The sequence below is a fragment of the Oceanisphaera avium genome, from assembly GCF_002157875.1.
In the GTDB taxonomy this organism is placed as follows: domain Bacteria; phylum Pseudomonadota; class Gammaproteobacteria; order Enterobacterales; family Aeromonadaceae; genus Oceanimonas; species Oceanimonas avium.
Genome location: NZ_CP021376.1, coordinates 953,041 through 966,276, shown reverse-complemented (window position 1 = coordinate 966,276; position 13,236 = coordinate 953,041). Strand labels below are relative to the sequence as shown.

Genomic DNA, 13,236 nt, shown 5'->3' with positions numbered 1-13,236 from the left:
TACAGATATTTATCACTATGGTGCTTTAAAGAACCAGTGCTAAGGCGCACATGCACCGGACTCATACTATGCTAAAGCTTAATCAAAGTAGACAATAAACTCAGTCTGCCTTGTTATTCACGCTTATTGTATAAGAGGAGCCATTATGAGCCAGCATCACTCATCATCAAATCCCCCTTTTCCTCAACAACAGCAAGACTTACCGGGCTCGCAGCACGCGCAAGATCCTCAGCCACAAGTACTGCCTAAAGAGTATCCAAATGGCAAGTTGGCGGGCAAAGTGGCGCTGATAACCGGTGCCGACAGTGGTATTGGCCAAGCGGTGGCTATTTTATTCGCTAAAGAAGGAGCCAATATTGTTGCTAGCTATTTATGTGAGCATGAAGATGCCAAGGCCACTCAGCAGCATGTAGAGCGCTATCAGCGCCGCTGTGTATTAGTAGCAGGGGATTTATCAAAAGAAGAACACTGCAAACAGCTTATTGATAAAACGCTAGCTGAGTTTGGGCGCTTAGATATATTAATTAATAATGCTGGCACTCAAGTAGAGCAAGTCTCGCTAACGGATATTACCACCGAACAACTGGAGCGCACCGTACAGACTAATTTTTATCCGCATTTTTGGTTAAGCAAATTCGCGCTGCCCCATTTATCTAAGGGCGCCAGCATTATAAACACCACCTCTATTACGGCGTATCGCGGCAGTGATCATTTAATAGACTATGCCGCCACTAAAGGCGCTATTTTGTCCTTCACGCGGGCGCTGGCTAATAACTTATCCGGCTCAGAAAAGGGGATACGTGTTAATGGCGTGGCCCCAGGGCCAATTTGGACGCCATTAATCGTAGCGTCTTTTAGCCCAGAAGAAATTGAAACATTTGGTAAAAACTCCCCCATGGGGCGCGCCGGCCAGCCCAATGAAGTCGCGCCTGCGTATTTATATTTAGCCAGTGAAGATGCCAGCTACGTAACTGGGCAAGTGATCCATGTGAATGGTGGAGAAATTGTCGGCGGGTAACCTACTTTATAAAAGTTTTTAATATTACCTGACAAGCAGATGTTATTAGTTATAAACATCTGCTTGTTATAGATCAATTAATAAAGCGATGGCTTCTTATTTTATTAATGTTTTATTTTTTTTGCGCGATTGCTCTCATTATGCGGTAATTATATTAATAATGTCTTGATTAAAAGATCAATAATTATAATGGTAGCGGATGCGCCATTATAGAGAGTTAATCTATGGACGATTTTTCACCGTCTGATTTAAAAGCTATTTTGCACTCCAAGCGTGCTAATTTGTTTTACCTAGAATACTGCAGGGTCATGCAAAAAGATGGCCGAGTGCTGTATTTGACCGATGCCGAGAAAGAAAACCTGTACTACAACATTCCCATTGCTAACACCACTGTATTGTTATTGGGTAATGGCACTTCCATTACTCAAGCGGCAATACGGATGCTGGCTCAAGCTGGCGTGCTGGTTGGCTTTTGTGGCGGCGGAGGCACACCGCTGTATATGGGCAGTGAAATTGAGTGGCTCACTCCTCAGGGAGAATACCGACCCACCGAATACCTACAAGGCTGGCTGAGCTTTTGGTTTGATGACGACAAACGCCTTAATGCAGGCCAACAGTTTCAGCAAGCGCGCATCGAGTTTTTAAAAAAGGTGTGGCAAAAAGACCGAGACCTTAAGCAAGAAGGCTTTGATTTTAATGATAGCCAAATTCAAAAAGCACTCGATATCTTTGCTAGCCGCACGGCTGCCGCCATTAAGCCTAGTGACTTGCTGCTTACCGAAGCGCAACTGACTAAGGTGCTCTACAAATACGCCGCCGAGGCTACCGGACAAAGTGGCTTTACTCGTGAACATCAGTCAGTGGATAAAGCCAATGACTTTCTAAATCACGGTAACTATTTGGCCTATGGCTTAGCTGCTTGCTGTCTATGGGTGTTAGGCATTCCGCATGGCTTTGCGGTGATGCACGGTAAAACTCGCCGGGGCGCACTGGTGTTTGATGTAGCGGATCTGATTAAAGATGCGCTGGTGCTGCCATGGGCCTTTGTCTGTGCCAAAGAAAACGCCACCGAACAAGAATTTCGCCAGCAAGTGCTGCAAGCCTTTACCGATCATAAAGCGCTGGATTATATGTTTGATACCGTGAAAGCCATCGCCCTGCAAGGCAAAGCTGCAGAAAGCACAGAGGAGCCAACATTATGATGGTGATCTTTGTTTCTCAGTGCGAAAAGAAAGCTCTGCCCAGAACTCGTCGGGTATTGGATGCCTTTGCTAACCGCATTGGCGATAACACCTGGCAAACGCTGATCACCGAGGAAGGTTTGCTGACGGTTCGAAAAATGCTGCGCCAGACTGCCAGCAAAAGCACCGCCGTTAGCTGCCACTGGATACGCTCGCGCTCGCGCAGTCAGTTGCGCTGGATTGTAGGTAATAAAAAGAAATTTAATAATGAGGGCGTGGTGGCGGTGAACAGTACTGAACAGGATTTACTGACAAATGATGCAGAGAAAAACTGGAAATATCTGCCCTTGATCAAGGCCTTTACCGGCCTGGCGGCACTATTGCATGATTGGGGCAAAGCAACAAAATTATTTCAGGATAAATTGCAGCCTGCTTCTAAAGCAAGCTTTAAAGGCGACCCCTTACGTCATGAGTGGATCTCCAGTCTGCTAATTATGGCACTGGTGAAAACCGGTGAGGAGCCTGAACACGATAGCAGCTGGTTGGCACCTTTATTAAATCAGTCCATTAACGAGCAGCAACTGGCGGCTGCTTTACCACAATTAAAAGCAGAGCATGCGCCTTTTAGCAGCCTGCCTGATGCGGCAACCTTGCTACTCTGGTTGGTACTGTCCCATCATCGATTGCCTAAGCCTGAAAATAAAGCCAGTTTTGGCGACCGAGAAAACAGCAATCCACAGCAGCTGCTGGCTCGGCTCAGTAAAGAATGGGGCTATGAAAATCTGTGTCGTAAAGATGAGGACGCTGCTCAGTACCAGAAGCGTTTACAGGATTGCTTTGTTTTTCCACAGGGGCTGTTATCAAAATCCCAGCACTGGTTGAATGCGCTCAGTCACAGAGCCCGACAGCTAGAAGCGCATTTGCCTTTATTTGCGCAGGCGGTACAGGATGGCAGCTGGCGTACCATTGCCCACCATGCTCGGCTTTGCCTGATGGTGGGCGATCACTATTATTCCTCACAGGCTGCGGCATTTAACTGGCCGAATACCGTTAACTTGTTTGCTAATACCCACAGTGCTGGGCCAGAGCAAGGACAGCTTAAGCAACAGCTTGATGAGCACTTGGTGAATGTGGCTAATATTGCCGTTAATACCTGTCGTATGTTGCCGCGTTTTGAGCGTGACACGCCAAAGGCGGAAGATGTGCAACAGCTCAAACCCTCGAAAAAATTAGCCCCTGCCATCAAGAAACAATTTGGCTGGCAAGATAAAGCCGTAACAGCCATTAAAGAATATCGGCAAGAGAATGACGATAATATCGGCGGCTACTTTATCGTCAATATGGCCAGCACTGGGCGGGGTAAAACCTTGGCTAACGCCAAAATCATGCAAGCCTTATCTGATGATCAACAAAGCCTGCGCTTTATTCTAGCCTTGGGCTTAAGGACGTTAACCCTGCAAACTGGCGATGAATATCGTGATCGTATTGGTTTGGCCGATAATGAGTTAGCGGTATTAATCGGTTCGCAGGCTATTTTAGAACTGCATCAAGGCTCTAGCAAAGAACATAAGAAAGAAGTCCAACCTCTTGCAGGGGAAGATTACGGTTCGGAATCAATCGATCCTTTGCTAGATAAGCAAGAAGACGTAATTGGTTTTAATAAGAACGAGGATGATGATGATCGCTGGCAAAATATACTGCCAGAAGATGAATTGACCACAGTCCTGACTGGGCGCAAAGAGCGTGCCTTGCTCTATGCCCCCGTATTGGCCTGCACCATTGATCATATGATGGCGGCGACCGAAACCACCCGAGGCGGGCGCTATATTCTGCCCAGTCTGCGCCTAATGTCTTCTGATCTGGTTATTGATGAGATTGACGACTTTACCGGTGAAGATCTGGTGGCCATTGGCCGCCTGATTTTTCTGGCGGGCATGCTGGGGCGCAAAGTCATGATTTCGTCGGCCACCATACCGCCAGATTTGGCGCTGAGTTACTTTATTGCCTATCAAAAAGGCTGGGCGCTGTTTGCTGCCAGTCGTCATCAACGTAGCCAAGTGGCTTGTGGCTGGACCGATGAATTTAACTCTCAACTGGTTACCGTTAATCAGGGCGAAGCGGCGACGGTTAACTATCAGGCAGCTCATCAGGCTTTCATCAAAAAGCGTGTCACCAAGCTGCGTGCCGAGCCGGTTAAGCGCCGTGGAGAAATTATCCCACTCGCTGAGCCTATGGCAGATGAAAGCCATGAGTTGAGCTATTTTTCTGCTATTCAGCAGGCGGTGCTGGCTAAACATCATCAGCATCATCAACAAGATAATAAGACTGGTCGTCAGGTTTCTTTTGGTGTGGTGCGCTGCGCCAATATTTTACCTTGTGTCTCCTTAACCGAATATTTATTAGATGCGGTTTGGCCAGAAGAGGTAACGGTAAGAGTGATGGCCTATCACAGTCAGCAAGTGCTCTTATTGCGTCACGCTCAAGAGCAGCATTTGGATCAGGTGTTAAAACGAAAAACGCCCGTTAATGATCCAGAGGGCGTCTTTCAGCATCCGATTATCCGCCAGCATCTTGATAGCGGTGATAGCAAACAACTCATTTTTATTTTAGTGGCCACACCGGTTGAAGAAGTAGGGCGCGACCATGATTTTGATTGGGCGGTGGTGGAGCCGTCTTCTTTTCGCTCAATTATTCAATTGGCGGGTCGAGTGCGCCGTCATCGCGACGCCGAGCCAAATAATGAAGTCCCCAATATGGGATTGTTACAGTTCAACTTGAAAGGCTATCGAGGTGAGCCAAAAAACGTCTTTAGTCGACCGGGTTATGAGCAAGATGATATGCAGCTATTTTCTCGAAACTTGTCTGATTTAGTTGATGAAGCTGCACTCAAGCGCTGTGTGGATGCGACGCCGCGAATGTTTAAAGACTCCAAGATACAGCTTGCCGCACTGGAGCACCACGCCATTGGTCGGACATTGGGCTGCCATTATCTTAAAGGCGAACAAACGCCTAAGGATGATCCAGCACAAAGCCCGAAAAGCCTGTGGGGCTATACCGATGATTACTGGTGGATGACGGCGCTACCTCAGCAGTTCAACCAATTTCGTCGCAGCGATCCTGGGCTCAATCTTTACTGTGTCATCGATGAACAAGGTCGGTCGCGTTTTCAAATTTATGATCGAAATAGTGGTTGGGTGGAGTGTGAGAAGTTGCTCGGTATTGCGCATCAACCGTTAAGTGAGCAAAGGATGGCGCGACTTTGGTTAGTACGTGACTACGGGACATTAATTGCCGAGCAAAGCGCACTAAGGGAAGAAGACCTAGAGCGCACCTCTCAGCGGCTAGGTGAAATTAGCCTGCAGTATTACAAAGACGGGAATCGCTATCGGTATAACGAGCAGTTGGGGCTGGTGAGGCTCAAATAATTGAGCCGCTCCTAAGGAGCGGCTCACCGGCTGCCTATGTGGCAGTAAAGGAAATAATGAGTACATAGTCTTCTAAGCTGCCTGCGTGGCAGAAAGGCGATGTTAGCAGGCGTAAGTGAGATCGCCAACGCTTTCCAATGTGCATTTAGAAACTAGGTGTCACAGTAGCTTTCATAGTTTTTTAGTTTTTTAATAATGAGTATATAGTGGTTGATCATGTCACTAGGGTGCTCTATTCTTACTCCATTACTTAGTGATAGAGGGATACAAACATGCTTGATGCGACGATTGAGGCCTTCTTTAATGAGCGTAAAGACGCTTGGTTAAAGAAGAACCTCAAAGCTTCCATGGAAGAACATGAAATACGAGAGCAAGAACAGGCATGTGACGCTGTTTTTGCTCTCAAAAATTGGCTGCCTAATGCGGCTAAACGAGCGCGGCAAATTTCGCTAGCGAGTCACCCTTGTACTTTTAGCCACCCCAGTGCGCGTAAAAATAAAAATGGCTATGTGAGCTCGGTTATTGCCAAGGCTGATCGTGTTGCGGATGGTTTTCTACGCAGTGGTAATGTGCAAGTTGAAATCGATGCACTGGGAAATGCAGCGGCACTGGATGTATACAAATTTTTAACCTTAGTAATGGCAGATGGCCGCACTTTACTTGAGCATTTACAGCAGGATAGCGAGCTGGCTAATAATTTATTAGCCCGTGGCGAAGGCAATGCAGATGAATTGAAAAACGGTTTTTTAGACATGGTTGTCATCAAAGATGAAGCCATTACCAGCTCTAAAGTCAAGCAAGTTTATTTCCCAGTTGCTACTGCAGAGCAGGGCTATCATTTGCTATCTACTTTGAGTCACTCGGGCCATATGTTTGAACTGCGCCAACGACTCGATAGGTTACGTTTTTCTGATGAAACCAAAGCCGCCAGAGAGCTAAGAAGAAATAACCAGTTTTCGGACGTGGGTTATCAAGAAATTTATAACCTGACCACCATAGGCTATGGCGGCACTAAACCGCAAAATATCAGTGTGCTAAACAATCAAAATGCGGGTCGGGCTCATTTACTGTTATCTACGCCTCCCGAGCTTGCTCCTAGAGCGGTACGCCTGCCAACCCGCAATTTTTTTGGTGATGTATTGTATCCCAGACAGTTGCAACAGACTTTTGAGGCGTTTCATCGGCTGTTAAACGCGAATTACAACAACCTGAATATTCGTAATGCACGAGATTATCGTATTCAGGAATACCTCGATCAATTGATCTTAAAAATGTGGCAGGTGCGTAGTGCTTTCACCGAACAGCCTAAAGCGCGCCCCGAACATTTGGTCGGTTACCAAAAACAGTGGCTGTTTCCTGAATATGGAGCCGAGCGCACCACGGATGTGCCTTGGCTCACTACCTTAGTGGAAGATGCCGCCCGCCACTTTATCTTTAGCTATCAAAACATAGCGGGTAAGTCGGCGATCCAACTTGGCGATACCGAGCTTGACGCCTTCGCCCGCATTATTGAACAGAACAAGGAGGCGCTGCTATGAGTACTCGTCGACTACTCGCATTACCGCACCTCGATATTCATAACGCTAATGCGCTATCTAGCCCTTTTACCATTGGCTTTCCCGCCATGACGGCCTGGTTGGGTTTTGTGCATGCTTTACAGCGAAAATTACAGGCGGCAGGTTTCCCTACGCTGGAATTAGTCGCCACTGCCGTGTTCAGTCATCGTTGTGATCTGCAAACCTATCAAGGGCCAGGAGACTTTGTGCACTCTATTATTGGTACCGCCAACCCGCTAGATAAAGACGGTAAACGCTCCGCCTTTATTGAGGAGGCCCGTTGTCATCTCGATGTGAGTCTGCTGATTGAATACCGAGCACAAGAAGCTGACGAAGCACGCATGGAGCGCCCCGAATTTTTGCCGCTATTAGAGCAGCTGTTAACGCGTATGAAGGTAGCGGGCGGTGATTTGTTCGGTTTTAAGACTCCGCAACTGCACGTATTAGATGACAGTGAGCAACAAGCTGTGCGTCGCTTATTACTTAATTTTATGCCGGGTTTTGCGTTAATTGAGCGTCGCGAGCTTATGCAGCAAGCGATGGAAGAGGGCGCCGACGCACTGGATGCCATGCTTGAATACCTCACCATCCACCACAGCTGTGAACAGAGTGACGCCGGTGAAATGACTTGGCGTAGCCAGCGTAAAGCGGGTCTTGAGGGAGAGAAGCCGGGCTGGATAGTGCCTATTGCCACGGGGTTTCAGGGAATCAGCCCGCTTGGTATCGCAAAAAATCAGCGCGACCCCGATACTCCCCATCGTTTTGCCGAAAGTGTGGTCACCTTAGGCGAATTCAGGATGGTACACCGAATACACAACCTCGATGAGGTGCTGTGGCACTACCACACGGATCTTAATAAAAATCTTTATTTGTGCCAACAGGCACAACCCGAAACAACAGACCTCATTAACCACGGTCGTTACTAACTTAACTTAATGAATAACTGGAGCACAACATGGCTAAAGTAAAAGATATTGCATCCGTACTGGCATTTGAAAAGAAGCTAGTTCCTTCCGATGGATTTTTTTATGGCACTACTTGGGATCATAAAGACCAATGTACGCCGCTGGCGCTACAGGAAAAATCAGTACGCGGCACCATCTCCAACCGTTTAAAGGCAGCGGTAAAGAATGATCCAGCCAAACTGGATGCCGAAGTTGAAAAGCCAAATCTACAAACGGTGGATGCCTGCGCCTTAGGTACTGAACAAGAGACGCTAAAGCATTACTTCACCTTAAAAGTGCTAGGTGGTGTTGAAACGCCCTCGGCCTGTAATAGTGCGGGCTTTAAAGCCAGTTACCAACAGGCCGCCAAAGCGTATATCGAAAAAGAAGGCTTTCGTGAGCTGGCGCGTCGTTATGCCATTAACATTGCCAATGCGCGTTTCTTGTGGCGTAACCGCGTGGGTGTTGAACAGATCGAAGTGCAAGTAAAAGTACTCAATAAAGATCAAACTCAGAGCTGGATCTTTGATGCCACGCAGTACGGCACGCGCCACTTTGATTATGCCGACCAACAGCTGACTGAGTTGGCTGAAAAAATTGCCCAAGCGCTTTCAGGTGGCGACACCAGTTTGCTGCTAGAAATTGCGACTTTCGCCCAGCTTGGACAGGCGCAAGAAGTGTATCCGTCTGAAGAACTGGTGTTAGACAAAGGCAAAAGCAAAAAGAGCAAGGTGCTGTATCAAGTGCAAGGCCATGCTGCCATGCACTCCCAAAAAATTGGTAACGCATTGCGCTCTATTGATACTTGGTATCCGGCGTTTGAGGATCAAGAAAAAACCGCAGGTCCGATCGCCATTGAACCTTATGGCGCCGTCACTAACTTAGGCACTGCGTTTCGTACACCCAAAGAGAAGCAAGACTTTTATAGCCACTTTGATAAGTGGGCAAGAGGCGAGGCATTATCACGAATAGAGGATGAGCACTATGTGATGGCGGTTTTAGTGCGTGGTGGTGTGTTTGGCGAAAGTGATAAATAGAGGTAGATCATGAAATACTACCAAGACATCACCTTACTGCCCGATGCAGAGAGTGCCTTAGGCTTTCTGTGGCAGAAAATTTATCAGCAAGTGCATATAGCACTGGTTGAACAAAAGGTGGATGACCAGCACAGCGCCATTGCGGTGAGTTTTCCCAATTATGGCAGTAAGGGCTTTCCATTAGGCAATAAACTGCGGCTATTAGCGAAAGAAAAAGGGCAGTTAGAAAAGCTAAACTTGGCTCGGTTTCTCAGTCGATTTGAGGATTACACTCATCAAAAATCGATTCAGCCGGTGCCCGAGTCAACTAGCCATGTCGCTTTCGTTCGTCGGCGGGTAAAAGGTCAGGCACGGATTGAAAAAGATATGCTTGATAAAGCCCTGCTTTGGTCGAAAAAGTCGGGCCAAAATCTTGAGCTTTGTTTGCAGCAATTAGAGAAAAGCAAACCGCAAATTAAGCAAGCGCCTGCTTTTATTTGGATGGAAAGCTTAGAGACCAAAACCCGAAACCCTATGGGCTCTGCTAAGTTTCCGCTGTTTATTGAGCGAGTCGAGCTACCAGAGGCAAATGAGGGGTTATTTAATTGTTACGGCTTAAGTGCGGTGCGCGGCGAGCAAATAGTCTCGGTACCCCATTTTTAACCTAAAAATAAGCCCTTTAAAAATATACATTTAAAACAGATAGTTACAGCAGAGCGTAAAATAAGGGTATTTTCTCGTATTCTTAGCTAAGCCTTTGTTGTAACTATTTTTTATGTTATAAATCTACTCTTCACCGCCACACAGGCGGCTTAGAAAGCCCAGTGATTGCCCTTCGGTGACGCCCAAGGCTTCACCGCCACACAGGCGGCTTAGAAATTAAAAGTGTCGGCTCGGCTTTCGATTTTCACCTTCACCGCCACACAGGCGGCTTAGAAATTTGCTTCGCTCATGTTTTTAGAAAAAACACTCTTCACCGCCACACAGGCGGCTTAGAAATCATGAAAGAGAATCAGTTCTAAGCTCAATTCCTTCACCGCCACACAGGCGGCTTAGAAATTCGGCCTTCCAGTTGACGCGCTCACCTGTCTTCTTCACCGCCACACAGGCGGCTTAGAAATTAAAACGTGCTCACGGCAGCGATGACTTTTACTTCACCGCCACACAGGCGGCTTAGAAATGATGAATATCAAAACCTGTTGATGTGTGAGTCTTCACCGCCACACAGGCGGCTTAGAAAACACGCGGGCACCGTAGGTTTTTTGGTTAAAGCTTCACCGCCACACAGGCGGCTTAGAAATTGTACAAACGGCAACGCGCTAAATTTACGTTCTTCACCGCCACACAGGCGGCTTAGAAAGACAATCCAAGAGTACTCAAGGACTAACCCCCCTTCACCGCCACACAGGCGGCTTAGAAAGTTGAGGGTTTTGGCCTCTGGTCTTTCGGTAACTTCACCGCCACACAGGCGGCTTAGAAATCTAACCGCCGCTTTAACTCAGCTTCGGCCTCCTTCACCGCCACACAGGCGGCTTAGAAAGCTAATGATGTTGATGATAGTGCCAGTATTGACTTCACCGCCACACAGGCGGCTTAGAAAGTGCCACACTCTACTTTACGGCCCGTGTTGGCCTTCACCGCCACACAGGCGGCTTAGAAAGATAATGAAAAAGTGCATTTTGATATGGCTATCTTCACCGCCACACAGGCGGCTTAGAAAGGTCATATCCATTGTTTCTTTTTTTATTGGAGCTTCACCGCCACACAGGCGGCTTAGAAAACTTACGGGTTTGCAACTTGCCTTCGATGTAACTTCACCGCCACACAGGCGGCTTAGAAAGTGAAGAGCTAGCAACTCTGTAATTATTTAGACTTCACCGCCACACAGGCGGCTTAGAAAGTTGATATGGGCTTAATGCAGATTAACAGCGCCTTCACCGCCACACAGGCGGCTTAGAAACACCCAAGCGGTAAACATTTGTCTGGTTGAGGCTTCACCGCCACACAGGCGGCTTAGAAAATCAATGTAGGCCTGATATTCCGGCAGATACTCTTCACCGCCACACAGGCGGCTTAGAAAGCAGCAGAACGAGCATAAGCGCGTAAATACTGCTTCACCGCCACACAGGCGGCTTAGAAATGAGTGCGTAGACGACCAGATGGCGGAAATCGCTTCACCGCCACACAGGCGGCTTAGAAATTACCGAAGCCGAAGTGCAGAACATGGATCCGCTTCACCGCCACACAGGCGGCTTAGAAAGTCACCTCAGAGGGTAAGTGCACCGGCTTGCACTTCACCGCCACACAGGCGGCTTAGAAAAATACGAAAAAAATATTATTCATCGTTGTTTGCTTCACCGCCACACAGGCGGCTTAGAAATGATTTTTGCGCCGAAACGGTTAGCGCTCGGGCTTCACCGCCACACAGGCGGCTTAGAAATCAAGAGGCTGAGCAACAAAACGAAGACCTTTCTTCACCGCCACACAGGCGGCTTAGAAATGAGCAGGGTGGCGGATTGGTGGCAAGGTGGTCTTCACCACCACCCAGGTGGTTTTATTTACTGTTACTGTCGCAATAAGAGAGGAGGAAGGGGAAATAGGCTCGCTTCTATTAGGGCCGCGGGCTAATCTTAATGAGCTGTAATATTCACTTTTTCACTTATGATGAGGAATAATATGCCACAAGATGCAAGCACTCAGCCTACCCATACCGATGAACTCTTGCGCTCTTCGAGCAAGCTGCGCGGGCGAATTGCTGATTTATCGCTACAGCTTAGCCGCGATTTGGGGCCTATTCCCACTCATATGAAACCGCGCGATGTGTGGTTAAATCAATTAGTTTCCGCCCAAGAAACGCTGCCTAGAGGCAAGTTTTTTAATCAGTTTCGCTGTAAAGATAAACTAGAGCAATATTGTTTAGCCGTGACCTATCTGCGCGACCTAGCTAATCAAACGTCTTAATGTTTTGAATGCTTAATTACTAGGCTGCCTTGGCAGCCTAGTAATGGTTATACCGCAGGATTGGGTATGGTTTGGTGAATGGCTTCAATGGCGCTTTGTAAAATAGGGCTAAGCGTGAGCTTGGCGCTGTCGATATTTTCTTTAAGCTGATTTAGGTTAGTTGCGCCAATTAAATTACTGGCGACAAAAGGGCGGGTATTAACAAAAGCCAGCGCCAGCAGGCTTGGGCTAACACCATGCTCGTGCGCCAAGGCGGTATAAGCTTCGCTGGCCGCTTGCGCTTGGGGATTAAGGTAGCGCTTAAAACGGGGGTAAATACTTAAGCGAGCGTTATCTGGGCGCGCACCCTGATTATATTTGCCCGTGAGCATACCCATGGCCAGCGGCGAATAGGCCAATAAACTTATCTGCTCACGTAAGCAAAACTCAGACAAACCTACCTCAAAGCTGCGATTAAGTAAGCTATAAGGGTTTTGAATAGTGGCAATGCGCGTTAAATTTTCTTGCTTGGCCAAGCTTAAGTACTGATGCAGCCCCCAGGGGGTTTCGTTAGACACGCCAATGTGGCGAATTTTGCCACTGGCCACTAGCTCATCCAGTGCTTGTAGCGTCTCAATAATGGGCACCGTCTGCTCTTCGGGCAGCTCAGTTAGCCCTAATTGGCCAAAGTAGTTGGCGCTGCGATCGGGCCAATGCATTTGGTACAAGTCAATATAATCGGTTTGTAAACGGCGCAGGCTATCGTCTACGGCTTGGATTAAATTAGCGCGATCCAACTTAGCTTGCCCTTGCCTAAAATACGAAGGGCGCACCGGATCCCGAGACGGCCCCACTGCTTTACTGGCAATAATAAGCTGCTCGCGCTTAGGCTGTTTTTGTAACCAACGCCCCAATATGCGCTCGGTCTCACCTTGGGTATGCTGGTGGGGGGGGATGGGATACATCTCTGCAGTGTCAATAAAGTTAATGCCATGATCCAGAGCTAAGTCGAGCTGAGCGTGCGCTTGGGCTTCAGTATTTTGTTCACCCCACGTCATAGTCCCTAAGCCAATGAGGCTTACCTTTAAGTCTGTATTACCTAAGGTTCTATATTGCATTGGCGCTCCTTATTGATAGGCGAAATAAAAAACCGCTC

General features: G+C 47.7%; 9 protein-coding genes and 1 CRISPR repeat array. Of the genes, 8 read left to right on the top strand and 1 reads right to left on the bottom strand.

What is annotated here, in order from left to right; all coding sequences use genetic code 11:
* The first annotated feature begins 145 nt into the window (after nucleotides 1-145).
* The 8 genes from CBP12_RS04375 (at nucleotide 146) to CBP12_RS04340 (ending at nucleotide 12,101) form a co-directional block, all read left to right on the top strand.
* A complete protein-coding gene (locus tag CBP12_RS04375) occupies nucleotides 146-1,018 on the top strand; it encodes a glucose 1-dehydrogenase (protein ID WP_086963326.1) in 873 nt (290 codons plus the stop codon).
* A 224-nt stretch (nucleotides 1,019-1,242) separates the two neighbouring features.
* Nucleotides 1,243-2,220 carry a type I-F CRISPR-associated endonuclease Cas1f gene (cas1f, locus tag CBP12_RS04370; RefSeq protein ID WP_086963324.1) on the top strand — a complete coding sequence of 326 codons (978 nt, stop codon included), beginning with the start codon at nucleotides 1,243-1,245 and terminating at the stop codon, nucleotides 2,218-2,220.
* Nucleotides 2,217-5,624 (top strand): type I-F CRISPR-associated helicase Cas3f, encoded by a 3,408-nt coding sequence (cas3f, locus tag CBP12_RS04365; protein WP_086963322.1) that lies wholly within the window; start codon nucleotides 2,217-2,219, stop codon nucleotides 5,622-5,624. The genes cas1f and cas3f overlap by 4 nt, the downstream gene beginning before the upstream one ends.
* A gap of 272 nt (nucleotides 5,625-5,896) precedes the next feature.
* Nucleotides 5,897-7,162, top strand: a complete 1,266-nt coding sequence (gene csy1 / locus CBP12_RS04360) for a type I-F CRISPR-associated protein Csy1 (RefSeq protein WP_086963320.1) — start codon at nucleotides 5,897-5,899, stop codon at nucleotides 7,160-7,162.
* Nucleotides 7,159-8,106, top strand: coding sequence for a type I-F CRISPR-associated protein Csy2 (gene csy2 / locus CBP12_RS04355; RefSeq protein WP_086963317.1), 948 nt, complete (start codon nucleotides 7,159-7,161; stop codon nucleotides 8,104-8,106). The genes csy1 and csy2 overlap by 4 nt, the downstream gene beginning before the upstream one ends.
* 29 nt (nucleotides 8,107-8,135) lie before the next feature.
* Nucleotides 8,136-9,161: a type I-F CRISPR-associated protein Csy3 gene (gene csy3 / locus CBP12_RS04350; protein WP_086963315.1), complete on the top strand. Its 1,026-nt coding sequence runs from the start codon at nucleotides 8,136-8,138 to the stop codon at nucleotides 9,159-9,161.
* 9 nt (nucleotides 9,162-9,170) lie between these two features.
* The gene (gene cas6f / locus CBP12_RS04345) at nucleotides 9,171-9,803 is read left to right on the top strand and encodes a type I-F CRISPR-associated endoribonuclease Cas6/Csy4 (protein WP_086963313.1); all 633 of its coding nucleotides are present in this window, start codon (nucleotides 9,171-9,173) and stop codon (nucleotides 9,801-9,803) included.
* Between the two features lie 128 nt (nucleotides 9,804-9,931).
* A CRISPR array of direct repeats spans nucleotides 9,932-11,640; the repeat unit is 28 nt; unit sequence CTTCACCGCCACACAGGCGGCTTAGAAA.
* 176 nt (nucleotides 11,641-11,816) lie between these two features.
* Nucleotides 11,817-12,101, top strand: coding sequence for a hypothetical protein (locus CBP12_RS04340; protein WP_086963311.1), 285 nt, complete (start codon nucleotides 11,817-11,819; stop codon nucleotides 12,099-12,101).
* Between the two features lie 47 nt (nucleotides 12,102-12,148).
* Here the strand turns inward: CBP12_RS04340 and CBP12_RS04335 are convergent, their stop codons facing one another.
* Complete coding sequence (locus tag CBP12_RS04335) at nucleotides 12,149-13,198, bottom strand: NADP(H)-dependent aldo-keto reductase (protein ID WP_086963310.1); 1,050 nt, start codon at nucleotides 13,196-13,198, stop codon at nucleotides 12,149-12,151.
* Nucleotides 13,199-13,236 lie beyond the last annotated feature (38 nt).

Bases quoted from the DNA above. Each gene is read 5' to 3' on its own strand.
- CBP12_RS04375 (WP_086963326.1), top strand. From the start codon at position 146: ATGAGCCAGCATCACTCATCATCAAATCCCCCTTTTCCTCAACAACAG.
- cas1f (WP_086963324.1), top strand. From the start codon at position 1,243: ATGGACGATTTTTCACCGTCTGATTTAAAAGCTATTTTGCACTCCAAG.
- cas3f (WP_086963322.1), top strand. From the start codon at position 2,217: ATGATGGTGATCTTTGTTTCTCAGTGCGAAAAGAAAGCTCTGCCCAGA.
- csy1 (WP_086963320.1), top strand. From the start codon at position 5,897: ATGCTTGATGCGACGATTGAGGCCTTCTTTAATGAGCGTAAAGACGCT.
- csy2 (WP_086963317.1), top strand. From the start codon at position 7,159: ATGAGTACTCGTCGACTACTCGCATTACCGCACCTCGATATTCATAAC.
- csy3 (WP_086963315.1), top strand. From the start codon at position 8,136: ATGGCTAAAGTAAAAGATATTGCATCCGTACTGGCATTTGAAAAGAAG.
- cas6f (WP_086963313.1), top strand. From the start codon at position 9,171: ATGAAATACTACCAAGACATCACCTTACTGCCCGATGCAGAGAGTGCC.
- CBP12_RS04340 (WP_086963311.1), top strand. From the start codon at position 11,817: ATGCCACAAGATGCAAGCACTCAGCCTACCCATACCGATGAACTCTTG.
- CBP12_RS04335 (WP_086963310.1), bottom strand. From the start codon at position 13,198: ATGCAATATAGAACCTTAGGTAATACAGACTTAAAGGTAAGCCTCATT.